Below are 25314 nucleotides of genomic sequence, written 5' to 3' on the forward strand. Positions count from 1 at the left end.
GGACAGGGCACCGGATTGCTTACGTCAGACGGTGAAGTCGCGCAGCAGGCCCGTGTACCTCTTGGGCCCCGGAGGGGCGAACTCGCCCCGGGTGCTCGTCCGCAGGCCGAGGCGGACCAGCGACTCGACGAGCTTGGTCGCCACCGCCACGCCGTCGATCACGGGGACGCCGACGGCCCGGGAGACGTCCGCGCAGAACGAGGCCATGCCCGCGCAGCCGAGCACGATCGAGTCGCATCCGTCCCGCTCCACGGCCTCGGCGCAGAGGGCGGCCACCACCTTCCGCGCGTCCGAGGAGGGGTCGTCCAGCTCCAGTACGGGGATGTCGCAGGCGTGCACCCCCCGGCACGCGCCCGCGAAACCGTACCGGGCGGCGAGGTCCCACGCCCTGCCCGTGGTCCTGGCGAGGGTCGTCACGACGCTGAAGCTCCGGCCGACCAGGGTGGCGGCGTGCATGGCCGCCTCGGCGATCCCGACCACCGGCCCCGAGGCCAGCTCGCGGGCGGCGTCGAGGCCGGGGTCTCCGAAGCAGGCGATGACGTACCCGTCCGCCCCCGCCGCCTCGCCCGCCGCGATCTCCGCCAGCAGGCCCGGCACGGCCAGGGCCTCGTCGTAGTGGCTCTCGATCGACTCGGGGCCCATCGCCGGGTTGACGGCCGTGACGACGGTGGACGGCGCCGCGACCGCCCGGGCGCACCGGCCGATGGTCTCGGTCATGGCCCGGGCGGTGTTGGGGTTGATCACCCGGATGCCGATGCGGGTCATCAACCGGCCAGGGTCGTGCCGTCCGACACCCGCTCGGCGTCGCGGTCGAGTCCGCCGATCCTCGGCGACATCCGCTCCAGCACGGTGAACGCCGCGAACCCGAGCCCGCAGCCGACGAACCAGCTGTAGTCGGCGATCCAGGTCACGTCGGCCGTGGTCAGCTCCAGGTCCAGCAGCATCTTCGGCACGAGCACCGACGCGATCGCGGGGACCCCGCTGAGCACCGTCGCCCAGACCGCGTTGGGGTTGTAGCCGCTCCGGAAGAAGTAGCGGCCGGTCGGTTCGAGCGTGAACAGGTCGTCCACCCACACCCGCTGGCGGCTCACGATGTAGTAGCCGGAGATCAGGATCCCGAACAGCGGCCCGATCAGGGCGCCGAGGATGCCCAGCGTGTAGTGGATGGCGTCCGGGTTGCTGTACCAGTTCCACGGCGTGAGCAGCACGGAGCCGACCGCCGCGATCATGCCGCCGGTCCGCCAGCTGATCTTCTGCGGGTTCACGTTGGAGAAGTCGAACGCCGGGGAGATGAAGTTCGCGACGATGTTGATGCCGATGGTCGCGATGACGAAGGTGAGCCCGCCCAGCAGGATCGCGAACGGCGTGTCGATGCGCTCGACCGTGTGGATGGGGTCGGTGATGAGCTCGCCGAACACGGGCACGGTCGCCGACGCGGTGATCACCGTGAGCAGCGAGAAGAACAGGAAGTTGACCGGCAGCCCGAGCAGGTTGCCCTTCTTCACCGCCGCGAACGACCTCCCGTACCGGGAGAAGTCGCCGAAGTTCAGCATCGGCCCGGAGAAGTACGAGACGACGAGGGCGATCGCGCTGAGCATGACCGGGATGGACGCGCCGAAGTCGAGGTTCTCGCCCTGGGAGAGGTCGAGGCTGATGTTCTCCCAGCCCGCCTGGCCGACCAGGTAGACGGCGAGCACGACCATGACGACGTACACGGCGGGACCGGCCCAGTCGATGAACCGCCTGATCGCCTCCATGCCCTTCCAGAACACGGCCGCCTGAGCCACCCAGAGGATGGCGTAGCAGATGTAGCCGAGCGCGGACAGGCCGAGGAAGCCGCCCTCGTTCAGCGACGCCGACGCGGGCCAGAACTTGAGGAAGATGATGATGAGCGACTGGGAGGCGAGGTAGGTCTGCACCCCGTACCAGGCGATCGCGATGAGCCCGCGGATGATGGCGGGGATGTTCGCGCCGCGCACCCCGAAGATCGCCCGGTTGATGACCGGGTACGGCACCCCGGTGACCTGGCTGGGCTTGGCGACCAGGTTGCAGAACACGTTCACGATCACGATGCCCGCGAGCAGGGCGAACAGGACCTGCCAGCTCGCCAGCCCGAGGGCGAACAGGCTGCCCGCGGTGACGTAGCCGCCGACGCTGTGCACGTCGGACATCCAGAAGGCGAAGATGTTGTACGAGGACCACCTCTGCTCGCGGAGCGGGGCCAGGTCCTCGTTCGCGAGCCGGGGATCGTAGCCGGGCTTGACGAGACCGGCGCCGACGGGCATGCCTGCCGCCTCGACGACGTCGTGTAGTTTCGGCTGGGACGGTGCGCTGTGTTCGGTCATTGTCGGCTTCCGTGGGGGGTACGGCGCGGGAACCGGTGTCCCGCGTGCGGGCGCGCCGAGGCGGAAGGTGCCCGGGATCGGCTCGGGGGCCCGGCGCGAGGAATCGGCTTCGGAGGATCGGCGAGAATGGCGTGTCGGCGCAGCCGTGGCGACCGTTCGGGACTGCTCGACGGGCTGTGCGACGGGCCGCGGCATGGGCTGCGGCCGGGGTCGTCGCAGGGGCTGTGGCGTGGGCTGTTAAGTGGTCACTTAACAGCTGCCGTCAATGTATGCCTTGACACCCGAGTCCTAATTTCACCCGCGTAAAGGCCTTGTGACAATTGGTGTGGAGGCCGTGACAGGCATGACCCCGGAACCCGGCACGGAGATCGAGGCGATCACGAACGAGCACCTCGGCCGGAGGCTTCGCGAGCTGCGGCTCCGGTCGGGGATGTCGCTGCGCGCCCTGGCGCGCGAGCTCGGCATCTCGGCCAGCGCGGTCTCCCAGATCGAGCTCGGCACGATGCGGCCGTCCGTCAGCAGGCTCATCGCCTTCGTGGCCGCGATCGGCGTGCCGCTCGCGGCCGTGTTCGACACCGCCGAACCGCCCGGCGCCGGCCCGGCGGAGCAGGACACACCCGCAGGGCGGTTCGCCATCCGGCGCTCGTGGGAGGTCGCCCCCATTCAGCTCAGCGGCGGCGTCACCTTCCGCAGGCTCTCGCCCACGCCGTCACCCGACGTCGAGTTCTTCGAGTCGACCTATCCGCCGGGCTCGACCTCCAACGCCCACGGCCACTTCCTCAAACACGAGGGCTACGAGGTCGGGACGGTGACCCGGGGCGAGCTGACCGTCGACTTCGAGTCGGAGGTCGTCACCCTCGCCGAGGGCGACTCCATCACCTTCCCGTGCAGCCGCCCCCACATCATCGGCAACCGCTCGGAGACCGTCACCGCCGTCGCGACCTGGCTCATCGTTCACCACTGAGTTCGCCGCCGAATTCACCACCGGGTTCACCGCCGGCCGTCGGAGACTCCTTACGGCGGTAGGAGAGGACCACGCCCGTCGTGTAGATGCCCACCCCCAGCAGGACCATGAACACGATCGTGGGCCACTGCAGCCACGGCGGCAGGTAGAGGGCGAGGAACCACGCGCGCGTCGGGCTCTCCGACGCCTTGAGATAGCCGGCCAGCAGTCCCTGCGGGAACAGCGGGATCGCGCCGACCGTGAAACAGAACCCGATGATGATCTGCTTGTGGCGCGGCAGGGACTCGAAGGGGAGCCGCCCTCTCGCGCCCGGCTTCGGAGCGGGCCTGCGGCCGGTGCGCATCGTGTCGAGCAGTTCGGGCCCCTGCGCGAGCAGCCGCCGCTCGGCGAGCAACCCGAACCACCAGTAGCAGAGCACCCCCGTCAGGGCTCCGACGGCCACGCCCGCCCAGCCGAACAGCCCGGTCACGATCGCGGCGGGGGCCGCGGTGAGGGCCACCAGCGCCAGCACCGCGTACACCATGCCGGTGACCGCGCCGTCCTCCTCCGTGGAGCGCAGCGGGTTGCCGCCGCGCCGGTGCGGGTCGGTGCCGGGGATGAGCCCGTACACCGAGACCAGGGGGACCAGCCCGGCGCCGCCGCCCAGCATGGCGAGGAGGACGGCGAGCAGCATGGGCCACGGCCCGCCGGTGACCGCGGCGAGGGAGACCGTCACCACGAGGGCGACGGGCGCGACGGTCAGCAGCCACGCGTGCTGCCGGCCGCGCACGTCGCTCGCGCCGGGCGTCATGAGCATGAGCCACAGCGCGGTGCCGTCGGTGCCGTAGAGGTTGGCCGACATGGCGGCGGCCATCACGACGAAGACCGGTCCCGCCCAGGGCAGCATCCCCGTCCAGCCCAGCAGCAGCGGCGCCACGGCGAAGGACACGCCGTAGGCGAGGGCGAAGGTCAGCTGGTGCGTGCGCACCAGGTCACGCGACCAGGTACGCAGTTCCTTGGCGAGCACGGCGCCGGAGGCGGTGGTGGCCCGGATCGGCCGGCGTCCCCGCGTGGCCGCCCTGGACGCCCCGGCCCGCCGGGTGAGCAGCGCCGCCCACGCGGCCAGCAGCAGGACGACCAGCAACACCATCCCGCCCAGGGCCGCCAGGACTCGCGGCCAGTCCGCGGACGCGGCGGCCTCGACCGCGACCGTCCCCCAGCCGGAGGGCAGGTAGCGGGCCGCCGTCGCCACCACCGGCGGGATGCCCGCCGTCTGCCCGAGCGCCATGAAGACGACCCAGATCTGGCCGAGGAAGGCCAGGATCAGGCCGTTGGTCAGCCCGGCGCCGACCGCGCCCACGCGGGAGCGCAGCGCCAGGCCGAGCAGAGCGACCGCGACCCGGGAGAGCAGGACGAACATCGCGAGCTGGAGCAGCAGCGCCGGGACCGAGACGAGCGCGGCCGCGAACCCCTGCCGTACGCCGAAGACCGTGAGCCCGCTCAGGGCGAGCAGGCTGATCACGGGCGCCACCCCGACGAAGGCCGCCACGAGCAGTCCCGAGGCCAGGCGGCTGGGTCGCAGGCCGAGCAGCGTGAAGTACTCGGGGCGGAGCGTCTCGTCGCCGCCTCCGGCGAAGACGGGGCCGAAGATCCAGCCCAGCATCCAGACGGCGTACACGGCCGGGAGCAGCTCCGGCCAGGAGAGGGCCGTGAAGATCGTGCCGGCCGCGAAGACCAGGCCGACCAGCGCGCCCATGACGACGAAGCCGGCCCGCTGCCCGCTCATCGAGTGCCGGAGCACGGCCACCTTCATCTGGGCCATGGTCAGCGCGACAGCCACGTCAGCTCCTTCGATCCGCCGTCGGAGGTGCCGACCAGGCCGACGAAGGTGTCTTCGAGGGAGCCGGTGCCGCGGACCTCGTCCAGGGACCCCGCGGCGGCCACCCTGCCCTTGTCGATCACCGCGACGTGGTCGCAGAGCTGCTCCACCAGGGCCATGACGTGGCTGGAGAGCACGATGGACCCGCCGCCGGCCACGAAACCGCGCAGGATCGTCTTGATCGTCGCGGCGGACACCGGGTCCACGGCCTCGAAGGGCTCGTCGAGCACGAGCAGCCTCGGCGCGTGCAGCAGGGCGGTGGCCAGGCCGATCTTCTTGCGCATCCCGGTGGAGTACTCGATGACGAGCGTCTTCTCCGCCTCGTCGAGTTCCAGCACCGACAGCAGTTCCTCGGCGCGCTGGTCGACGACCTCGCGCGACAGCCCGCGGAGCAGGCCGAGGTAGGTCAGCACCTCCCGGCCGGTGAGCCGTTCGGGCATGGCCATCCCGTCGGGCAGCACGCCGACCAGCGTCTTGGCCGTGGCCGGGTCGGACCAGACGTCGGCTCCGAAGATGCGCGCGTGGCCGTCGTCGGGGCGGAGCAGGCCGACGGCCATCGACAGGGTGGTGGTCTTGCCGGCGCCGTTCTGGCCGACGAGCCCGTAGAAGGAGCCCTGGGGGATGTTCAGATCCACATGGTCGACGGCGACCTTCTCACCGAAGGTCTTGCACAGGCCATGGATCTCGAGTGCTGCGGGCATGGGGGGGTACTCCGGATCGCGGGGGCGGAAGTCGGCCGGTTGGTACGCGAGGTGACCGAGACGAAGATCAAGAAATATAAGTGTTTGAGAACTTACAGCCTCGACGACATCGTGACCACGCTCCCGACCGGAAGAACGATCTCCCGGGTCACCCCCGGCACGAGGTGTCCCGCGCCCAGTGCGCTCGCCGGCGCCTCATGAGCGGACGGGATCCGGCCGACCTATCCTGGGAGAGGTGGAAGAGAACCGGGCACGACGGATCGTTGACGCGCTGCGCGACCGCGGCATAGACGGCCATCTGGCGAGAGTCGGCGTGTATCAGTTCGGGATACGCGTGTCGCTGCCCGACGGGCGCGAGGCGGAGTGGGACACCGACGGCACCGCGGGTCTCGAGGCCCAGGTGATGCGCAACGGGATGCTGGTCGGTTTCGTCCCCGTGATCGAGGGGTCCGAGGACTTCGACGAGCAGCAGGTCCTCGACGCCATCGCGCGGACCGACTACGACCGGCCCATCGCCAGGCAGCGCGCGCAGGCACCGCCGCCGGCCGAGCCCCTGCCCCGCATCGGCGGCGTCTTCCGCCGCTTCTTCGACGGCTTCCGCTACCGGTGACGGCCTTCGCCGCGGTCCCGTCACCGGACGGGACCGCGGCGAAGGCCAGGTGACTCAGGCGTGGACGGACTCGAGCCACGTGCCCGAGGTCCGCTCGCCGGCGGCGCCCTCCCGACCGGCGAGGTCGTGCGGCGCCACCGGAGCACTAGGCCATACGGGCCGGACAGTCCAGGCGCCGTCCTGTCCGGACGAGACTCTCGGCGAACCCCTGCCGCGTCCTGTCGGCGAAGCCGATGAAGAAGCGGTTGGCCGGCGACACGCCCCACCGCATCGACCGCGCGACGTTGAAGACCCGGTGCACGAGCAGCGCGCCCCGGGGATGCGGTTCGACGCTCCACTCGCCCCGGTACCACCAGCCGCCCTGGAAGGAGATGGTGTGACCGACGACCTCCACGGTGGAGGTGTGGCCGGGGAGATCCTCGACGGTGAAGCGGCCGGCGCGCCGGCCTTCGGGCAGCAGCGCGTCGGCCAGGTCGTCGAAGACCACGTCGACCGGCGCCTCGACGATCCCGGCGACCTCGGTGATCAGCTTCCTCTTCGTCACCGCGCCACCCTGGTGTTCTGGAAGGAGGCGAACCGCCATCCTCCGGGTGTGCTGACGGCGGTGAAGGAGACGATCGACGTGCGGAGCTCGCCCGCCAGGTCGGTGCCACCTTCCGAGATCACCAGGACCGCCGTGTCGGCCAGCGGTTTGACCTTGATCCGGTCGTCCGGCATGGACATGGTGGAGCCCTTGAGCGGGCCGTCGAAGAGCGGGCGGTGCGAGGACTCGATGGCCGCCCGCCCCTCGATGTGCGCGCCGTTGAAGACGATGTAGTCGGCGTCCTCGGTGAAGAGGGCGGCGTAGGCGGTGGCGTCGCCCGCGTTCCACGCCTCGGCGAGGCGGGTGAGCAGGCCGGTGATCTCCGTGTTCACGGACATGGCGCGATTCCTCACGGTCGCGGCGCCTATCCTGGGGATGCGAGTCCAGACAGGGCAGGCGCCTTGTTCGGATGTCCGGCTGCCGGGGTGTTGGCGCACCCCGGCAGCCGCCTTCTCATGGTTCGTCGAGTACTTGCGACAGCAGTTCTTGCCTGACGGTGCCCCGCCAGTCGAGTTCCCCGGTTTCCAGGCGGGCGACGACGCGTCGCACCCAGGCCAGCTCGGCCTCGTTCAGCGTGCGCTCGTAGTCGACCTCGATCATCAGGATGTCGGGCAGGCCGCTCTCCCTCATGGCGCCCAGGTGGGCGTTCATCCCGGCCAGCAGCCCTTCGATCGTCGCGGCCCTGGCGCGCAGGGCGCGCATCGCGTCGGGCACCGGCAGGGTCCCCATGAGGGAGACGGCCGCGGTGAACGTACGGCGGTCGGGGCCGGGGTTCTCAAGGAGCGCGCGGAGTCTGGTCGACAGCTCCCGGCGGCCCTCGTCGGTGATCTCGTAGACCGTGCGCTCCGGCCGGCGACCGTCCCTGCTGGTCTCGACCGGGACGATCAGATCCTCACCGGCGAGTCTCTCGACCGCGTGGTAGAGGCTCCTGGGCAGCCCCGTCACGTAGTCCTTGTGCGTGTCGACGATGAAGCGGTGGAGCTCGTAGGGGTGGGCGGCGCGCACCGAGAGCATGGCCAGCACGGTCAGGCCGACCAGATCGGGGCGTCGCGCCATGATGATGCCTTTCTCTATATTGCGTTATGCAATATAGCAGAAGCGACAATGATCTCGACCAGACGATCGGCCCCGCGCCCGGCGGCCTCGAAAGCGCCGCGTCGCGGCATCGTGCGCCCCGGCCACGCGACGACCTTCCCGCCTGCCCCGCGTCTCGCCGCGACCGTCCCGCCGGCCGCCCCGCCCGACTGGAAATGAAAACGATTCTTTACATGGCCTTGGATGTGACTGTATGTTGTCGAGCAATCACTCTACGAACTCGACGAATGTAGGTGAGCCACATGCCGGACAACGGCACTGAACGCTCTCCCGACCCCCGGGTGGCGTTCGCGGACGCGGCGGCGGCCAACACGGGCGAGACGGACGAGCGGCCGGGGGCAGCCGACCGCGCCGCCGTGGTCGCGAAGACCGACGACCACCTGCCGCCCCTGGCCGACCAGCCGATCGACGACAGGCCCCTCGCCATGCGATTCACGGAATCGGAGGAGTAGAGATGCAACTGCACTTCCGCAATCGCTACAGCTCCAAGGTGTGGGTCGCGATCATGTTCTACAGCCCCGACGGCTGCCGCGACTACGGTCAGTGGGGCACCCGGGGCTGGTGGCCCATCAACCCGGGCGGCGAGGCGTTCGTCCTCAACACCAACAACCGCTACGCCGCCTACTACGCCGAAGCGGCCAACGGAGCCGTCTGGACCGGCGCCTACGGCCCGATGTACGTCTACCAGAACGCCTTCGACTCCTGCCTCGGCATCGGCAGCACCGCCGCCAGGCTCGTCGGCACCCGGCTGATCGACATGAACGGCTATTCGAGTTACTACGTGAATCTCACCTCCTGACGCGCTCCCCCCACGCGACGCGCCGACCGGCCCCGTCCGGTTCCGCGCGGCAGTGGGAGAGGACGCGGATGAGCGCCTCCTGAGAGACGGACGCCAGAATCCCTTCTCCAGGGTCCGTCCCCCTTCGCCCGGGAGGCGCTCGATCCCCGCTGAACTCGATCCCCGCTGAAACCGTCCCGCCTGTTCGCGGGCTATCCGCGGGCTCCGTTCCCGGCCGCCGAGACGTTCCCGGCCACCGTGACCGCCTCGGTGAAGTGCTGATACCGGGTCAGCTCCTCCTCCATGGGATCCAGCACCAGCTCGCGGCCGACCTTGTCGACGCTCGATCGCAGCGCCTTCGCCGCCTTGCGGGCCCGGCGCCGCCCACCGAGCCAGGCGGCCACCCGGGAGAGCAGCGCGATCAGCAGCCCGAGCAGGACACCCCCGATCAGCAGCGTGGTCGGCCAGGGCAACTCCCCCGCGGTCGGCATGTAGAGCTGCGGAAGCCGGAGATAGTCCAGGGCGATCAGGGCGAGCAGCCAGATCCCCCCGGCGAGCACCGTCGCGAGCGCCAGCCACTGCGCCATACCGGCCAGCCGCCACCACAGGGGCCGTTTGGAGACCCCGAGCGAGGTGGTGGCCACCGCCCGGTCCAGACCGTCCTCCAGTTCGTCTCCGCGCGACCTCGCCGCCTGCCGTACGGCGGCGGCCCACGGCGCGGGAAGCCCCGCGGAGGCGGCTCCGGCGGCCTCGCGGATCGCGGTGTCCATCCGGGAGCGCTGGACGACGGTCGCGACGGGGATCGAGGTCCTTCCGATGACGTTCCCCGGCTCTCCGGGCTCCCTTGGCATCACCCGTTCTCCGGTGGACCGGCTCGTGGCGTCCAGGCGGAGGCGGCGGAGCGGGTCAGGCCGCAGACGGCGGATCCACCGGGTGGGCGGCCAGCCGGTGGCGGCGACCGAGCGGTGCCGGTGGGACTTGGCCACGGCCTCGACGACGACCGGCACCCCGGCGGCCTGCGACAGCGCGTCCCTCAGCGGCCTCGCCAGCCCGTCCGGCCTGCTCGCGGCACCGGGAGGGGTCTCTCCGGGGATGACGCCGGACGCCTGGAGAAGCGCGTCGGCGGCCATCCCCGCGTCGGCGGCGAGGCGGGCGGACCAGGACCGCCGGTCGGCGACCCGGGAGGTGAGCAGCGAGCTCAGCTCGGGGACGCCCACGCCGGTGCGGGTGGACACCCCGACCACCGGGACACCGGTCAGCCCGTCCTCGTCGAGGAGCCGCCGGAGGTCCTTCAGGCACCGCTCGGCGGCGGCCGGGGAGAGCCGGTCGACCTGGTTGAGGACGACGACCATGACGTCCCGGTGCCGGGCCAGCGGCCGCAGGTAGCGGTCGTGGACGGCCGCGTCGGCGTACTTCTGCGGGTCGAGCACCCACACCAGCAGGTCGACCAGCTCGACGAGCCTGTCGACCTCCAGCCGGTGCGACGGCTCGATCGAGTCGTGGTCGGGCAGGTCCAGCAGGATCAGCCCGGCGGCCTCCCCGTCCGTCCCGAAAGCCGTCCCTTCGGCCCGCTCGCTCAGCTCGGTCCCGCTCGCACCGGCCGACCGGCCGGTGCCGGGCCGGGGCTCCTCACCGTTTCCGTGCCACGGGCTCTGCGCGGCCTGGCCGGGGGTGCCGAGGAGCTCGTGGCGGCGGGGGATCTCCAGCCAGTCGAGCAGCGGTCCCGCCCCGGCGCCCTCCCAGAGTGCGGCCTGAGCGGCCGAGGTGGTCGGCCTGGTGACGCCGACCGTGGCGAGTGAGGTGCCCGACAGCAGGTTGAACAGCGAGGACTTGCCGCTGCCGGTGGCCCCTGCCAGCGCGACCGCGGTGTGGTCGACCGACAGGCTCGCCCGTACGCCGGCGCGGGAGATCACCGAACGCGCCGCGGCGACCGCCTCGGCGTCCAGCCTCCCGTCGGCCAGGTCGGCGGCGCGCGCCAGTGCCGCCAGCCGGTCGTCCAGCGAGACCGTCTTCTCTCGTCGCAGCAGCTTCACGCCTGGCCCGCCTCTCCCGCACCGGTGGCGCGCGGGACGCCGTCAGGTGCGCCGGTCACGTGCGGGAGGCCGTCGGGCGGTCTTCGGGACTCCCCCACGGCGATCGGGACGGAACCCGCGGGGAGGGCGGCCCGGCGGTCCGCGACGGGGAGCTCGCGCAGGTGCTCGCGTACGGCGTCCGCGGTGGCGCGGAGGGCGGGGGCGGTGCCCTCGGGGGGCTGGACGGCGTCCAGCAGGTCGGTGAAGCGGTCGGCGTCCTGGCCGAGGAGGATCGCCACGCGGGCGCGCAGGTCGGAGCGGGCCTTGACGGTGAGGTCGCGGACGGCCTGGTCGCCGAAGACGGCCTCCAGGACCTTCTGGCTGAGCACGCTGGTGCCTCCGGCGATGCCGACCTCGATGCCGGTCAGGCCGCCGGTCGAGGCGAACACCGCGATCATCAGCAGCAGCCCGGCCCCGTTGAGGCCGAAGGAGGTGACGCGGGCGGTGGTCCGCTTGTCCGCCCCCTCCTCGCGGACCAGGTCGAGCACGTACGACTGCCAGCCCCTGACGGCCTCCTCGGCCCTGGCGGGCAGGTCGGCGGAGGCGCGGCCCAGACGTCCGGCGACGGCGACCCCCTCGCGCTCGAGGAGGGCCCGCCCCGAGGGATGCGACGACCACGACTCCAGCAGGCGTTCGGCGGCGCTGTCGGCCGACGCCCTGATCAGCGCCTCCACCCCGCTCTCCAGGGCGGTCCGCAGCTCGCTCTCGGGCGCGGGCCGCCCGGTGACGAAGGCCACGACCCGGTCCCTGAACCTGCCGACCCGGCTCTCCAGGGAACGCATCAGGTCGCCGGTCCCGATGAAGTCCTGCCAGCGGGCCAGGACCTCGCCGCGCAGCAGCGACCCGTCCCGCATGCCCTCGTCGAAGGTGGACAGGCCCACGGCGTAGGCGGCGTCCGCCATGGAGCGGAGCTCCTCGGCCCCGGTGTGCTGGCGGTCGACCGCCGCGGCGAGCGCGGGCACGCGGGTGGAGAGGCTCTCCAGCGCGCCGGACAGGGTCTGGCGCACCACCTCGGCGCGGGAACGGGAGTCGGCGGCGATGGCCATGAGCCAGTCGGCGATCGGCTGGACCGCCTGGCGCGGCAGGCGGGCGTTCTCGTCGGGCAGTACCAGCTCGGGCACCTCGAAAAGGCGCGTCCCGCCCAGGCCGTTCGCCTCCAGCAGCCGGTTCAGGTCCTTGCGTACCACGCCCATGGCCTCGGGGGGCACCCTGGACAGGACGACGGCGAGGGCCGTGCTCCGCTCCCTGGCCGAACGCAGGAAACTCCAGGGGACCTCGTCCGCGTACCGGGCGGCGGTGGTGGTGAACAACCACAGATCGGCGGCGGCGAGCAGCTGGGCGGCCAGTTCGCGGTTGGCGGTGACGATCGAGTCGATGTCGGGGGCGTCGAGCAGGGCCAGGCCCGGCGGGACGGCCGCGGCGGTGACGATCCGGAGCGTGCCGGGCTCGCCCCTGCCGCTCCCTGTGACGCGCGGCAGGCCGGGCAGGACGTGCTGGGCGGTGAACCACTCGCGGTCGACGGGGCTGGTGACCAGGGTGGGGGCCATCGTCGTGGGCCGCAGCACGCCCGGCTCGGAGACGTCCTCGGCGACCAGGGAGTTCACCAGCGTGGACTTTCCCGCCCCGGTGGAGCCGCCGACGACGGCGAGCAGCGGAGCGTCGATCGCGCTCAGCCGCGGGATCAGGTAGTCGTCGAGCTGGCCGGTCAGCTCGCGCAGCGCCCGGCGGTCGGCCACCACGTCGCCGATCGCGAGGGGGAACAGCTCGCGGTCGAGGTGCCGCCGCAGCTCTCGCAGCGTCTCCAGAAGACCGTCGTTGTCACCCATACGGTCGATCCTGCCCTGCGAAGAGCCCTCTAGACGCGTTTGGCCCCACCGCTCGACCGGGTTACGGGGGCGAACTCGGTAAAACGGTGGGGCCCAGCCCTCGGACCTCATCCGCGGGCCGTGCCGAGCTCGTCTCCCCCGCAGCTGGAGGCGAGCCCGAGCCCATCGGATGCTTCCGAGGTGATCGGGGGTCGTGCATTGTCTATTGGAACACACAAAGCTCAGAAACGGGTCAGCTGAAGCTGAATATCAGCTGAAAATTCAATCACTGTGGGGCGGTCGCAGCACATAGCCCACACCACGGAGGGTGTGGATGAGCCGGGGCTCGGCCGTGTCGACCTTCCGGCGCAGGTAGGAGACGTAGGACTCGACCACCCCGGCGTCGCCGCCGAAGTCGTAGTTCCAGACGTGGTCGAGGATCTGCGCCTTGGAGAGCACCCTGCCGGTGTTGACCATGAAGTAGTGCAGGAGCTTGAACTCGGTCGGCGACAGCCGCACCGGGACGCCGGAGCGCCAGACCTGGTGCGCCTCCTCGTCCAGCTCGAGGTCACCGACCTGCAGGCGGACCGGCAGGTCGAGGTCTCCCCTGGTACGGCGGAGCACGGCCCGGATGCGGGCGAGGACCTCCTCCAGGCTGAACGGCTTGGTCACGTAGTCGTCGGCCAGGCGCAGCCCGGCGACCTTGTCGTCGGTGGCGTCCCTGGCGGTCAGGAAGAGCACGGGCATCTGCCCGCTCATCTCCCGCAGCCGCCCCGCCACGGCGAAGCCGTCCATGTCGGGCAGCATCACGTCCAGCACGACCAGATCGGGGCGGATGCGCTCGGCGAAGTGCACGGCCTCCCGGCCGTCCACGGCGGTCACCACCTCGAACCCGGACAGGCGCAGGCTGGCCGAGAGCAACTCCCTGATGTTCGGTTCGTCGTCCACGACCAGCAATCGGGCTTCCACTCTGTCCAGCACATCCCGAGGCTCGCCCACCTCGCTGGAACGCAGCTCAGCCAGGGCTGAACGTTTCCTGAGAACCGGCCCGTCCTCCGGGCGCGGCCGGTTCACCTGCGTCCGGCGCCCTCGTTGATCGCGGTCGCGGTCACCGATCCGTCCTCGGCCGCCGCCCCGCGTACGACCACCGCGCCTCCGGGCTCGAGGTCGGTGACCTTGCCCTCCTTCGTGACGCGTACGGACGTCTCGTCCGTGGTGTTCACGGTCACGACCGAGCCGTCCGCCGTCTGGACGTAGACCTTGCCGCCCTCGACCCGCTGCACCGTGCCGACGGTCATGCCGCCCCGGCCGCCGCCGCCCCGACCGGCTTCCTCGCCTCTCTGGCCGCCCTGACGGCCCTGGCCCCCTTGACGGCCCTGGCCGCCCTGCCGGTCGCCGGGGCCGCCGAAGTCCGCGCCGCCCTGCCGCGCCGCCGCGGGGACGCCGGAGGGGCCGCCCATCGCCTTCTGCGCCTGGATGCCCACGATCACCCCCGCCACGAGCATCACCCCGGCACCCAGCACGAGGGTGAGCGTCGACAGGCGGCGCGGCGGCCGGGCCGCCAGCTCGCTGTCCAGGTCCCCCGGGAACGGGGAACTCTCCAGCGCTCTCCCCGCCGGGACCGTCTCGTCGGCGTTGCCGCCCATGTGTCTCTCCTTGCCTAAGCCGCCTGAGCCGGATAAGCCGTACGGGTCACTCGTGACGCAGGGCCTCGATGGGCCGGAGCCTGGCCGCGCGGTTGGCGGGGTAACCGCCGAAGAACAGCCCGATGCCCACGGAGACGCCGAGGGCCAGCACGATCGAGGACGGTACGAGCACCGGTGAGATCCCGGCGATCGTGAAGCGGGTGCCGGCGAACGCGATCGCGACCCCCGACAGGCCGCCCACCAGGCTCAGCACCGTCGCCTCCAGCAGGAACTGGCCGAGGATGGCGCTCCTGGGCGCGCCGATGGCCTTCCTGATGCCGATCTCCCTGGTCCGTTCGGTGACGGTGACGAGCATGATGTTGGTGATGCCGATGCCGCCGACCAGCAGGGAGATGGCGGCGACCGCGCCGAGCAGGGCGGTGAAGATCCCGACGGTCGAGCTGACGGTCTCCTGCAGGGTGGCCTGGTTCAGGATCCGGTAGTCCGCGACGCCCGCAGGGGTGATGCCGTGCCGCTGGTCGAGCACGGCGGTCACCTCGGCCTGGGCGGAGTCGGTCGTGTCGGCACCGGTCGCCTGCACGATGATCGAGCCGAGCGCGCCGAACCCCGTCAGGCTCTGCTGCACGGCGGGCAGCGGCACGACGGCCACGTCGTCGGCGTCCTGCATGCCCGCCGAGCCCGACTCCCTGAGCACCCCGATCACCGTGAACGGCACCCCGGAGACGCTGACCGGCCTGCCGACCGGGTCGGCCGCGCCGAACAGCTCCTCGGCCACCGTCCGCCCGATGACCATGACCTTCCTGGCGGCGAGCACGTCGTCGTTGACGAAGTAGGTGCCGCTCTCGACGGGCCTGTTCGTGGCCTCGAAGTAACTGGGGTAGGTGCCCACGAGCTGCGCGATCGTGTGGCTGGCGCCCTCGTGGACGGCGGTGGCCGCGTTCGCGGTCACCACGGGCGACACGCTCCGCACCGAGGGAACCCGCTCGCGGTCGGTCAGCGCCCTGGCGTCCTCCAGGGTGAGCTGCCTGGCCTGGGTACGCGGGCCCTCGTTCCGGCCCCCGGCCGCCCGGCCCCCGCCCCCTCCCCCGAAGCCTCCGCCACCGCCGCCTCCGGCGAAGGACGCCGAGATGGTGAGGGTGTTGGCGCCGAGCCGCTGGATGGACTGCTGGATGCTCTGCGAGGCCCCCTCGCCGAAGGCGACCAGCAGGATCACGGCAGCCACCCCGATGAGGATGCCGAGGGTGGTCAGGAAGCTGCGCAGCTTGTTGGCGGCCAGCCCGCGGAGCGCGAACCTCAGGATCTCGAGCCGGCTCACGCGGTGACCTCCGGCGTGCGGGGCGGAATGCCGTCGGCGGGGGACTCCGGCATGCGAGGCGGAATGCCGTCGGCGGGGGCCTGACGGCGGTCCTCGACGATCCGGCCGTCCACCAGGCGGATGACCCGCTTGGCGTGGGCGGCCACGTCGTCCTCGTGGGTGATGATCACGATCGTCCGGCCCGCGACGCTCAGCCGGTCGAGGATGCCCAGCACGTCCCCGGTGGAGGCGGTGTCGAGGTTGCCGGTCGGCTCGTCGGCCAGCAGGAGGGCCGGCGCGGTGACCAGCGCCCTGGCCACGGCCACCCGCTGCTGCTGGCCGCCGGAGAGCTCGTTCGGCTCGTGGCGGACCCGGTCGGACAGGCCGACCTGTTCCAGGGCCGCCAGGGCGCGGGCCCGCCGTTCGGCGGCGCCGACCCCGCCGTACGCCATGGGCAGCTCGACGTTGGCGAGCGCGCTCATCCGGGGGATGAGGTTGAACGACTGGAAGACGAATCCGATCTTCCGGTTGCGGAGGACGGCGAGCCTGCGTTCGTCCAGCGAGCCGACGTCGGTGCCGTCGATGCGGTAGTCGCCGGAGGTGGGCACGTCCAGGCAGCCCAGGATGTTCATGAGCGTGGACTTGCCGGAACCCGAGGCTCCCATGATGGCGACGTAGTCGCCCCGGTCGACGCTGAGCGACACCCCGCGCAGCGCCCGGACCTCGGCGTCTCCCCTGCCGTACACCTTGGTGATGTCCGTGAGGGACAGGACGGGGACGGTCATCGGCCGTTCCCTCCCCCGGCGGGGCGCATGCCGCCGCCTCCGCCCCCGCCGTTTCGACCGCCGCCCCCGCCGCCGAGGCCGGGGAACCCGCCGCCCTGCCGGGTGGTCTCGGTGGCCACCGGGCGGACCACCTGGTCTCCCTCGGCGAGCCCGGACCTGATCTCGGTGAGCGCGTCGCCCCTGATCCCGGTCTCCACCTGGACGGGCACCTGGCGTCCGTCCCGCAGCACGGTCACCGTGCTCCGCCCGCCCGCCGTGGAGACCACCGCGGAGGAGACGGCGAGCACGTCCTCGGCACGCTCGACGACGACCCCGACCGTGGCCGTCTGGCCGAGCCTGACCTGTTTCGGCACCTCGGTGAAGGAGATCGTCACCGGATACTGGACCACGTTGTTGCCGGTGGTGGCGGTCGGCTGGATCTGGGTGACCTTTCCGGAGGCGGTCACCCCGGTGAGCGCGTCGAACCCGATGGAGGCCGCCTGGCCGATCTTGAGCTTGGTGACGTCGGTCTCGGTGAAGGTGCCGACGAGTTCGAGCTTGCGGGTGTCGGCGAGGTCGACGAACCCGCCCGAGGCGTTCGCCGCGCCGTCCGTGTTCGCGGAGGTCCCGGAACCGGCCGAGTTCTTCGCGTTGGTCGCGGCCTTGGCGGCGGTGCCCGAGGAGCCGCCGACCGTGCCGTTGACGGCGGTGACCGTACCGGCGAACGGCGCCTTGATGACGGTGCCGTCCACCGCGCGCTTCGCGGACCGGTAGGTGTTCCTGGCCGTGACGTACTCGGCGTAGGCCGCGGCGGTGGAGGTGTCGTCGTCCGCGGTGTCGAGGGCGGCGGCGGCCGCGTCCAGGCTCTCCTGCGCCGAGTCGTCGTCCAGCCGGGCGAGGATCTGCCCCGCGGTGACCTTGTCACCGGCCTTGACGTAGATCTTCTCGACGGTGCCGTTCGATCCGAAGGACAGGGACCGGGCTCGGGCGCTGGCCACGGTTCCCGAGGCGGAGACGGAGGCCGAGACCGTGGCACGGGTCACCGGCACGGTCCGTACCGCGGCGTCGGCGGATGGGGCCTCGCCGCCGAGGGAGGAGTAGGCGATCACCACCCCGCCCAGCAACAGGACCCCCAGGGTCCCGTTCACGATCAGCGCTCCGCGCTTGGTCGACAGCTTCACAGCGCCTGACCCTGGCGCATCAGGCTTGGACTCACCCCGACGAAGGCTGAAGATTTCCTGCAGACCTGGTCGTACCGCCCGTGATGCACAGCAAACCTTCAGGGACCTGTGAGCATGCTGTGAATCAGGCGGTCCAGGATGTCCGCCATGAGACCGACCCATCTCCCGAAGAAGCTGCGCGCGGGAGGACTCGCCCTGGCCGCCCTCGTCCTGGTGGGGGCGGGGGCGATCGTCGTGTTCGACGGCGGCTCCGACCAGGCTCCCCGGGTGGAGCTGGCGTCCGCCAGGCGCGGGACGGTGACCGCCGCGGTGTCGGCCGCGGGCAGCACCGTGGACGACGGCACCCGCGACCTGGCCTTCGGCGGTTCGGGGACGGTCACGAAGGTCTACGTCAAGGCCGGGGACAGGGTCGGCAAGGGGGACGTGCTCGCCAGGATCGGTTCCGCCCCCGCACGCGAGCGCTACGACGCGGCGAAGGCGCGGCTCGCGGCGGCCGAGGAGGCGCTGGACACAGCGGGGAGCACGGTGGGGAGCACGGCGGGGGGTGCGGGGACGACCGAGGCCGGGCAGCAGGACGGGGACCGGACGGGTGGCCGAACCGGGGACCAGACCGGGGGCCGGACAGGGCCGGACCGGACAGGAGATCGAACCGGGGACCGGACGGGTCCCGCCAGGCAGGCGGGCTGCGAGCCCACGGCGACACGCCCCCCGGGGGCGGACGCCACCCCCACGCCCGCCCCTACCGGGACGGGTGCCCCCACGCGGGGGCCGGGGCCCGCGCGCACGCTCTCGCCACCCTCGCCGTCCACACCGGCCGGATCGGCACGCACGCTCTCACCGTATTCGGCATCCGCGCCAGCCGGATCGGCACGCACGCCCTCGCCGTACCCGGCACCCACACCGGCCGGATCGGCGCGGACGGCACAGGCCGTCCCCGCGGGCGGGATCGTCCCCGCCGGGTACCGCTTCGCGGCGGCCCCGGCCCCCACCCCCGTCCCGGCGCGGGACTTCGCGTCCGTACCGGCACCGACCGCGACACCGGCGGTCGCGGAGCCGGAGGCCGCGCGGACGGGTGACGGCTCTCCCCAGCCCGCGCCGACGGTCACCGTCACCGTGACGGCCGCTCCGACGGTGACCGTGACGGCCACCGCGACGGTCACCGTGACCGCGAGGCCGCACGGGGGCGAGCCGCCCGCGACCACCGGCCCCGGTCCCACGGGCCCGCCCTCGGACCCGTCGACCGGCCCCGGCGAGCACCCCGGACCGACGGCGGGTCCCACCGCTCCCACCGGCACGGCGGTACCGACCGCCACCGCCAGGCCCACCACCACCGGCTGTCCCACCCCGAAGCCGAGCGCGAGCACGGGAACAGACAGGGGCACCTCAACGAACAGGAACGCCCAGGGCCCTCAGCAGAGTTCTCGGCAGAACGGCGGAGCCGGGCGGGGGACGCTCACCGTTGAGCAGGCCGAGGCTCGCGTGAAGCAGGCCCGGGCGGAGCTGACCGACGCCACGGAGGAACTCGCGGGCGTGCGGATCGTCGCCCCCGCCGACGGCACCGTCATGTCCGTGGCCGGGGCGGTCGGCGACAGCGCGGGCACCGGCACCTTCCTCACCCTCGGGAACCTGGACGAACTCCAGGTGGAGGCGCTGTTCACCGAATCCGACATCGGCAGCCTCAGGCCGGGGCAGCAGGCGGCGATCACCCTGGCCACCCGGCAGGGGGAGAGGTACACGGGCACCGTGACGGGGATCGCCCCCACCGCGACCACCAGCGACCGGCTGGTGAGGTACGGCGTCACGATCGCGTTCGACGAGCCCCCGGCGAACCTCCTGGTGGGCCAGACCGCCTCGGTCACCGTGACCGTCGCCGAGTCCGCCGAGACGCTCTACGTCCCGGCGCAGGCCGTACGGACCAGGGACGGGGTCTCCAGGGTCACCGTGCGAGGAGGCGCGGAGCGGGTCGTGGAGACCGGGGTCCGCGGCGACCGGTACGTCGAGATCACCTCCGGACTGTCCGAGAACGACCGGGTGGTACTGCCCGGCGGCGCGGCCGGAGGGGAGTTCCCCGACAGCAGCTGGCCGGAGCCCGGCACCGGCGCCCCCTGAACCGGGCGGTGACGGTGACCGGTTGAACCGGCCGGACCGGCTGTACCGGCTGGACCGGCGGATTCCGGTGGGGTTCGGCCGGGTCCGGGAACGGGGTCAGGCCAGGTCCGAAGGCGCGTTTCAGCCGGATTCGAGGACCCGATCCGTCCGGATCCGCAGGCGCGGTTCAGTCGGATTCGGGGGCGAGCGGGAGGATCACCCGGAACGTCGAGCCCTTGCCGGGCTCCGACTCCACGGCGACGCGGCCGCCGTGCGCCTCGACCATCGCGGCGACGATGGCCAGGCCGAGACCGCTGCCGCCGTCCTCGGGGGCGCGCCGTCCCCGGGCGGAGTCGGCGCGGTAGAACCGCTCGAAGACGCGTTCGCGCTGCTCGGTGGTGAGGCCGGGCCCGTCGTCGGCGACCTCGATGACGGCCATGCCGTCGTCGCCGGAGAGGGCCACCCGTACGGGGGTGCCCTCGGGGGTGTGGGTGAGCGCGTTGGTCATGAGGTTGCCCACGACCTGGCGGAGCCGTACCTCGTCGCCGGAGACGATGAGCGCGGAGCCGTCCACCGAGAGCGTGACCTCGCGTTCCGAGGCGAGGATGCGGGCGTCGTGGACGGCGTCGGCGGCGATGGCGAGCAGGTCGACCGGCCGCATGACCATCGGCCGCTGCTGGTCGAGCCGGGCCAGCATCAGCAGGTCGTCGACGAGCAGGCCCATCCTGACCGCCTCGGACTCGACCCGGCGCATCAGCGGCGCGGCGTCGATGCCGGGCGCCTGCCGGTAGAACTCGGCGAACCCCCGGATCGAGGTGAGCGGTGTGCGCAGCTCGTGCGAGGCGTCCGCGACGAACCTGCGCATGCGCTCCTCCGAGCTGCGGGCCGAGGACTCCGACTCCGAACGGGCGCGGAAGGCCGTCTCGATCTGGGCGAGCATGCCGTTCAGTGACCGGCCGAGGCGGCCCACCTCGGTGCGCGGGTCGGCGTCGGGGACGCGGCGGCCCAGGTCTCCGGCGGCGATGGCCTCCGCGGTGCGCTCGATCTCCTCCAGCGGGCGCAGGCTCCTGCGGATGATCACCACACCGGCCCCGGCGAGCATCAGCACCAGGCCGCTCCCGCCGAGCAGTTCCACCAGCGCGAGCTGGCCGACGATCTGCCGTACCTCTCCCATGTCCACGGCCACGATGAGGATTCCGCCGGTGTCCAGCGAGGTCACCCGGACCCGCCAGTCGCCGCTCTCGAACGGGTGGCCGCCCTGTCCCGGGGACACTTCCGGCCCCGGCTTGCCCTCCACGTCGATGCCGCTGAGCAGGACGAGGGTCTTGCCGTTCCTGCCGCGGAGTTCCAGCCTGGCGTCGGACGGCATCGACTTGCCGACCAGCGCGACGGACCCCCGGTTGTTCATGCGGCGCAGCGCGGAGTCGGTGGTCAGGTCGATCTGGCCGTCGACGCGGTCGATCAGGTAACCGCGCATGATCGAGACGCTGCCGATGCCGATGAGGGCGAGCGCGATCGTCAGCAGGACCAGGATGACGCCGATCAGCTTCACCCGCAGGGGAGTCGCGTCGAGCATCATGTGCCCGGTGGTAAGCGCAGCACGTATCCCACGCCGCGCAGGGTGTGGATCAACCTCGGTTCGACATTGTCGATCTTGCGGCGGAGCACGGAGACGTAGGACTCCACGATCCCGACGTCGCCCCTGAAGTCGTAGTCCCACACGTGGTCGAGGATCTGGACCTTGGACAGCACCCGCCCCGCGTTCGCCATGAAGTAGCGCAGCAGCTTGAACTCCGTCGGCGACAGCGACACCGCCCTGCCCCCGCGCCACACCTCGTGGCTCTCCTCGTCGAGCTCGAGGTCGGCGAAGGTGAGCCGGGGCGGCCGGGGCGCGAGGTCGCCGGAGCCGGTACGGCGCAGCACGGCCCGGATGCGGGCCACGACCTCCTCCAGGCTGAACGGCTTGGTCACGTAGTCGTCCCCGCCCACGGTCAGCCCGCGGATCTTGTCCTCGGTGGCGTCACGCGCGGTGAGGAAGACCACCGGCGTGTCGCTGCCGCCGCCGCGCAGGCGCCGTACGACGTCGAAGCCGTCCATGTCGGGGAGCATCACGTCGAGCACGATGAGGTCGGGCCGGTGCCGTTGGACGGCGGCGACGGCGTCCGTGCCGTTGCCGGCCGTGTTGACACCGAACCCGGCGAACCTCAGGCTCGCGGCCAGAAGCTCGAGGATGTTGGGCTCGTCCTCGACGATCAGCAGGCGGGCCTCGGGTGAGTCGGTCACTGGTTTATTTTCACCGGCCCACATGAGAAAGCAGTTAACTGGTCAACACTGAGGCTAACCCCACAATATGCCTGGCAATCGCCAAACTTGACGTGGCCGCCGGTGAGGGGGCGTTGCGCACGAGGGCGACGCGGCCGTGCACGTCGATCGCGAAGTCGTCCAGCATGCCGCCCCGCCCGTCCACAGCTTGCGCGCGGACGCCTCCGGCGGTCCTGACCAGGTCGGCTGCGGTCAGGGCCGGGACGTAGCGGCGCGCGGCCCGCAGGAAGGATCCTTTACCCATCGAACCGGCCACCTCCCTGATCCCGGTCCGCCAGTGCCTGGCGGCCAGCCGCCGGGTGCCCCGCCAGGCCAGGATCCGGCCCAGGTCGGCGAGGTCGACGTCCCGCCAGGAGTAGCCCTCCAGCGCCAGCGCCATGACCGCGTTGGGACCGACCAGCACCTCGCCGTCGATCCTGCGGGTCAGGTGCACGCCGAGGAACGGGTAGCGGGGGTCGGAAACCGGGTAGATGAGCCCGCGGACCAGGTCCTTCGCCTCCCCGGCCAGCGCGTAGTACTCGCCGCGGAAGGGGACGATCCGCACGTCGCCGGGGATCCCCGCCATCCGCGCGACGGTGTCGGTGCCGAGCCCTGCGCAGACGATCACCCGGTCGAACCTCAGCGTCCGTTCCCCCGCCAGGACGCTCACCCCGCCCGCGGTCTCCCTTACGGCGCGCACCGGGTGGGACAGCAGCACCGAGCCGCCGCTCTCCTCCACGTCCAGGGCGAGGCGCCGGGCGACGGCGGGGAAGTCGGCGATCGCGGTGTGCGGGGAGTGCACGGCGCCCACGCCGACGGCGTGCGGCTCGATCTCGCGCAGGGCCAGCGCGTCGAGCTCGGCGATGCCGGGAACCCCGTTCGCGCGGGCCCGCTCGGCGATCCCGCGCAGCTCGGGCCGCTCGGATCCGGTGGAGGCGACGACGAGCTTGCCGACCTCGTCGTACGGGATGCGGTGCTCGGCGCAGTACTGCCTGAGCATCGCCACGCCCTCCCTGCAGAGCGTGGCCTTGAGCGAGCCCGGACGGTAGTAGATCCCGGCGTGGACGACACCGCTGTTGTGCCCGGTCTGGTGGGCCCCGACGCGGTCCTCCTTGTCGAGGACGGTCACCGTGGCCCCGTGGGTCAGCGCCGTCTCCCTGGCCACGGCCAGCCCGACGATCCCCGCACCGACGATCCCGACCTTCATCGCCGGCTCCTCCCTGCTCGTTCCCCTGCCTCCTACGAGGCTGCCTCACCGGGCCGCCTGCCCGCGAGGCCGCTTTCCGGCGAGACCGCTCTCCCGCGAGGCTGCTTCCCCGCGAGGCTGCTTTCCCAGAAGGTGATCACGGGGTGGTCCGAGATGATCGCTTCCGCCAGGGGGAAAGCGTGCCACCGCGTGACGTCATCCCGCCAGTCTCCCGGCCTTGCCGGTGGTGAGATGTCCTTCCTGTGCCAGCCAGCGCAGCGAGTCGGCGATGGTCTCCTGGACCGGCCGCAGGCCCACGCCGAGCGCCTCCAGGGTCGGGGTGTCGTACGTGCGGACCATCGTGACCATCATCTCGACGGCGTCCCTGGTCAGCGGGTAGTCGATCTCCTTGATCAGCTTCATCACGTCGCCCACGGCCGCCGCGCCGCGCAACACCGACCGGTGGATCCTGAACCTCCGGCCGCGGTTGCCCGTCAACTCGTCGCAGACGTCGGCGAGCTGCGCCCAGGTGAGGTAGTGGCCGCCCAGCATGAACCGGCGTGGTCCGCGCCCCGGTTCGAGGCAGCGGGCGAGCACGACGGCCAGGTCCCGTACGTCGACGATGTTGACGCCGCCCGCGGTGATCGGCCAGCCCTGCTCCAGGCCGGCGCGCAGCCCTTCCACCATCGCGTCCAGCGAGGGCTGGTACGGCCCGGTGACCCCGGCCGGATAGACGATCGTGATCGGCATCCCCTGCTCCTGGAGCCGCCTGGCGTAGCGCTCGGCGGAGATCTTGCTTCTGCCGTATCCGTTCCTGGGCGTGGAGAGCGGGCTCTCGGTCGTGATCACCGGTCCGGAGGGAGGCACGAAGACGCCGACGCTGGAGACGTGCACTATGGGGTCGAGACCGAGTTCGACGGCCTGCCCGAGGACGTTCTTGACCCCGGTCACATTCGTACCGTTTAGGTCATCGGCCCGGCCGATCACCCCGATTTCCGCGGCGGCGTGAATGACGGCGTCGCACTGTTCGAGCCCCTCCCGCACGGCCGCAGCGTCCCGGATATCGGCCCTGTGCAGGGGAATCGCCCCCGTCACGCCGACGGCGGCCAGCACCTCGCGTGTTTTCTCTGGATTACGTATGAGAAGAAGCGGCTCATGCCCGTCTGCGAGGAGCGCGGCGACCGCATGCGAGCCGACGAAACCTGATGCCCCGGTTATCAGAACGCGCATGCTCGAAAGTTAGCGGCAATCATCACCACAAGAGAAGGGATAACCGGCCTGGTTCTTAACCGTCATTGCCTATGCGGGAAATACGTCCAGGCCGGTCAAGGAATACGTGAATATGTCGGGGCAGTAAAGAGTGATGCGGTCATTCATTTTCGGCATGAGATCGCGCTCGGGACCACGTGTGAGATTGCATCTGAGATCGCATCTGAGATCGCCGCCCGCACCTGCTTCCGGAGCGGGCGGCGAACGGCGGGTGTCCGTAGCCGTTACGCACATGTCTCCCGTCCGTCGCCCACCCCGGTGTCACGGAGGGGTATACCTTGATCAGGCCGGATGGCGGCCGAAACCGACCGCGTCACCGGGTGGAGATACGAGGCGATGAGCAGAGAACTCTCCATCGGCGTCGACCACCACGGGCACGTCGACTGCACCGTGATCACTGTCGTGGGTGACATCGACCGTAATTCCAGCGAGCTGCTCAGAGAGACCATCGAACAACTGGTCTTCGGCTACCGCCCGCGGATCGTCATCGACGCCGGAGGCATCACCTTCTGCGACTCCACAGGGCTGCGGATACTTCTCAGCGGCGCGCGGCTGACCTCGGAGGCGGGAGGGTGGCTGCGTCTCGCCGGGGTATCGGATGTACTCAAACGCCTTCTGCAGGTGACCGATCTCTTCACCTGGTTTCCCGTCGACCCCGACGTGGCGGCCTCCCTCGATCACGCCGCCCGCCGCGACCTGCAGTCCCCCGGCTGAGCCCCGAGCGGCCGGGGAAAGCATGCCGGGGAAAGCCGGCCTCGGGAAGCGGTCCCGGGC

Annotated in this window: 24 protein-coding genes; 6 read left to right on the forward strand and 18 right to left on the reverse strand. The window is 71.6% G+C overall.

Annotation, left to right across the window (positions count from 1 at the left end):
- Window positions 1-24 precede the first annotated feature (24 nt).
- Both AB0G15_RS18895 and AB0G15_RS18900 read right to left on the reverse strand, forming a co-directional pair.
- Entirely contained in the window at window positions 25-765 is a 741-nt protein-coding gene (locus AB0G15_RS18895) for an aspartate/glutamate racemase family protein (protein WP_362841229.1), read from the reverse strand.
- Entirely contained in the window at window positions 765-2345 is a 1581-nt protein-coding gene (locus AB0G15_RS18900; RefSeq protein WP_362841115.1) for an NCS1 family nucleobase:cation symporter-1, read from the reverse strand. Before AB0G15_RS18900 ends, AB0G15_RS18895 begins: the two co-directional genes overlap by 1 nt.
- A 343-nt stretch (window positions 2346-2688) precedes the next feature.
- Here AB0G15_RS18900 and AB0G15_RS18905 point away from each other — a divergent pair, with 343 nt between their 5' ends.
- The gene (locus tag AB0G15_RS18905; protein WP_362841118.1) at window positions 2689-3309 is read left to right on the forward strand and encodes a helix-turn-helix domain-containing protein; all 621 of its coding nucleotides are present in this window, start codon (window positions 2689-2691) and stop codon (window positions 3307-3309) included.
- On the opposite strand, the gene AB0G15_RS18910 is transcribed toward AB0G15_RS18905, so the two are convergent.
- Both AB0G15_RS18910 and AB0G15_RS18915 read right to left on the reverse strand, forming a co-directional pair.
- Window positions 3293-5128, reverse strand: a complete 1836-nt coding sequence (locus AB0G15_RS18910) for a hypothetical protein (protein WP_362841121.1) — start codon at window positions 5126-5128, stop codon at window positions 3293-3295. The genes AB0G15_RS18905 and AB0G15_RS18910 overlap by 17 nt on opposite strands.
- Window positions 5113-5868: an ABC transporter ATP-binding protein gene (locus tag AB0G15_RS18915; RefSeq protein ID WP_362841123.1), complete on the reverse strand. Its 756-nt coding sequence runs from the start codon at window positions 5866-5868 to the stop codon at window positions 5113-5115. The genes AB0G15_RS18910 and AB0G15_RS18915 overlap by 16 nt, the downstream gene beginning before the upstream one ends.
- Before the next feature lie 235 nt (window positions 5869-6103).
- Between AB0G15_RS18915 and AB0G15_RS18920 the strand changes: the two genes are divergently transcribed.
- Window positions 6104-6478, forward strand: coding sequence for a hypothetical protein (locus AB0G15_RS18920; protein ID WP_362696157.1), 375 nt, complete (start codon window positions 6104-6106; stop codon window positions 6476-6478).
- A gap of 145 nt (window positions 6479-6623) precedes the next feature.
- Here AB0G15_RS18920 and AB0G15_RS18925 read toward each other — a convergent pair whose 3' ends face one another.
- The 3 genes from AB0G15_RS18925 to AB0G15_RS18935 all read right to left on the reverse strand — a co-directional run bounded on the left by AB0G15_RS18925 (window position 6624) and on the right by AB0G15_RS18935 (window position 8117).
- Complete coding sequence (locus AB0G15_RS18925; RefSeq protein ID WP_362841126.1) at window positions 6624-7022, reverse strand: hypothetical protein; 399 nt, start codon at window positions 7020-7022, stop codon at window positions 6624-6626.
- Window positions 7019-7399 carry an SgcJ/EcaC family oxidoreductase gene (locus AB0G15_RS18930; protein WP_362696153.1) on the reverse strand — a complete coding sequence of 127 codons (381 nt, stop codon included), beginning with the start codon at window positions 7397-7399 and terminating at the stop codon, window positions 7019-7021. The genes AB0G15_RS18925 and AB0G15_RS18930 overlap by 4 nt, the downstream gene beginning before the upstream one ends.
- Window positions 7400-7514: 115 nt before the next feature.
- Window positions 7515-8117 (reverse strand): PadR family transcriptional regulator, encoded by a 603-nt coding sequence (locus tag AB0G15_RS18935; RefSeq protein WP_362841129.1) that lies wholly within the window; start codon window positions 8115-8117, stop codon window positions 7515-7517.
- A gap of 281 nt (window positions 8118-8398) precedes the next feature.
- Between AB0G15_RS18935 and AB0G15_RS18940 the strand changes: the two genes are divergently transcribed.
- Together AB0G15_RS18940 and AB0G15_RS18945 are read left to right on the forward strand one after the other, a co-directional pair.
- Window positions 8399-8608, forward strand: coding sequence for a hypothetical protein (locus AB0G15_RS18940; protein ID WP_362841132.1), 210 nt, complete (start codon window positions 8399-8401; stop codon window positions 8606-8608).
- 2 nt (window positions 8609-8610) lie between these two features.
- Window positions 8611-8955 carry a DUF1036 domain-containing protein gene (locus tag AB0G15_RS18945; protein WP_362841134.1) on the forward strand — a complete coding sequence of 115 codons (345 nt, stop codon included), beginning with the start codon at window positions 8611-8613 and terminating at the stop codon, window positions 8953-8955.
- A 191-nt stretch (window positions 8956-9146) separates the two neighbouring features.
- Here AB0G15_RS18945 and AB0G15_RS18950 read toward each other — a convergent pair whose 3' ends face one another.
- The 7 genes from AB0G15_RS18950 to AB0G15_RS18980 all read right to left on the reverse strand — a co-directional run bounded on the left by AB0G15_RS18950 (window position 9147) and on the right by AB0G15_RS18980 (window position 17696).
- Window positions 9147-10967 carry a GTPase gene (locus tag AB0G15_RS18950; protein ID WP_362841137.1) on the reverse strand — a complete coding sequence of 607 codons (1821 nt, stop codon included), beginning with the start codon at window positions 10965-10967 and terminating at the stop codon, window positions 9147-9149.
- A complete protein-coding gene (locus AB0G15_RS18955; protein WP_362841140.1) occupies window positions 10964-12832 on the reverse strand; it encodes an ABC transporter in 1869 nt (622 codons plus the stop codon). Before AB0G15_RS18955 ends, AB0G15_RS18950 begins: the two co-directional genes overlap by 4 nt.
- Before the next feature lie 261 nt (window positions 12833-13093).
- A complete protein-coding gene (locus AB0G15_RS18960; protein ID WP_362696376.1) occupies window positions 13094-13789 on the reverse strand; it encodes a response regulator transcription factor in 696 nt (231 codons plus the stop codon).
- Between the two features lie 92 nt (window positions 13790-13881).
- Window positions 13882-14457 (reverse strand): hypothetical protein, encoded by a 576-nt coding sequence (locus tag AB0G15_RS18965; RefSeq protein WP_362841143.1) that lies wholly within the window; start codon window positions 14455-14457, stop codon window positions 13882-13884.
- 46 nt (window positions 14458-14503) lie between these two features.
- Complete coding sequence (locus tag AB0G15_RS18970; RefSeq protein ID WP_362841145.1) at window positions 14504-15772, reverse strand: ABC transporter permease; 1269 nt, start codon at window positions 15770-15772, stop codon at window positions 14504-14506.
- Complete coding sequence (locus AB0G15_RS18975) at window positions 15769-16536, reverse strand: ABC transporter ATP-binding protein (protein WP_362841148.1); 768 nt, start codon at window positions 16534-16536, stop codon at window positions 15769-15771. The genes AB0G15_RS18970 and AB0G15_RS18975 overlap by 4 nt, the downstream gene beginning before the upstream one ends.
- A complete protein-coding gene (locus AB0G15_RS18980) occupies window positions 16533-17696 on the reverse strand; it encodes a biotin/lipoyl-binding protein (RefSeq protein WP_362841150.1) in 1164 nt (387 codons plus the stop codon). Before AB0G15_RS18980 ends, AB0G15_RS18975 begins: the two co-directional genes overlap by 4 nt.
- Before the next feature lie 147 nt (window positions 17697-17843).
- Here AB0G15_RS18980 and AB0G15_RS18985 point away from each other — a divergent pair, with 147 nt between their 5' ends.
- Window positions 17844-19805, forward strand: a complete 1962-nt coding sequence (locus tag AB0G15_RS18985) for an efflux RND transporter periplasmic adaptor subunit (protein WP_362841153.1) — start codon at window positions 17844-17846, stop codon at window positions 19803-19805.
- 166 nt (window positions 19806-19971) lie between these two features.
- On the opposite strand, the gene AB0G15_RS18990 is transcribed toward AB0G15_RS18985, so the two are convergent.
- From AB0G15_RS18990 to AB0G15_RS19005, 4 genes are all read right to left on the reverse strand, one after another.
- The gene (locus AB0G15_RS18990; RefSeq protein ID WP_362841156.1) at window positions 19972-21363 is read right to left on the reverse strand and encodes a HAMP domain-containing sensor histidine kinase; all 1392 of its coding nucleotides are present in this window, start codon (window positions 21361-21363) and stop codon (window positions 19972-19974) included.
- Complete coding sequence (locus AB0G15_RS18995; RefSeq protein WP_362841158.1) at window positions 21360-22067, reverse strand: response regulator transcription factor; 708 nt, start codon at window positions 22065-22067, stop codon at window positions 21360-21362. Before AB0G15_RS18995 ends, AB0G15_RS18990 begins: the two co-directional genes overlap by 4 nt.
- Window positions 22068-22101: 34 nt before the next feature.
- On the reverse strand, window positions 22102-23292 hold the full coding sequence (gene lhgO, locus AB0G15_RS19000; protein ID WP_362841161.1) for an L-2-hydroxyglutarate oxidase: 1191 nt from the start codon (window positions 23290-23292) through the stop codon (window positions 22102-22104).
- Window positions 23293-23487: 195 nt separating this feature from the next.
- Complete coding sequence (locus AB0G15_RS19005) at window positions 23488-24501, reverse strand: NAD-dependent epimerase/dehydratase family protein (protein WP_362841163.1); 1014 nt, start codon at window positions 24499-24501, stop codon at window positions 23488-23490.
- A 375-nt stretch (window positions 24502-24876) separates the two neighbouring features.
- On the opposite strand from AB0G15_RS19005, the gene AB0G15_RS19010 reads away from it, so the two are divergent.
- Window positions 24877-25254, forward strand: a complete 378-nt coding sequence (locus tag AB0G15_RS19010; protein ID WP_362841166.1) for an STAS domain-containing protein — start codon at window positions 24877-24879, stop codon at window positions 25252-25254.
- Window positions 25255-25314 lie beyond the last annotated feature (60 nt).

Origin of the sequence: Streptosporangium sp. NPDC023825, assembly GCF_040639575.1 — a bacterium.
Classification (GTDB): Bacteria; Actinomycetota; Actinomycetes; order Streptosporangiales; family Streptosporangiaceae; genus Streptosporangium.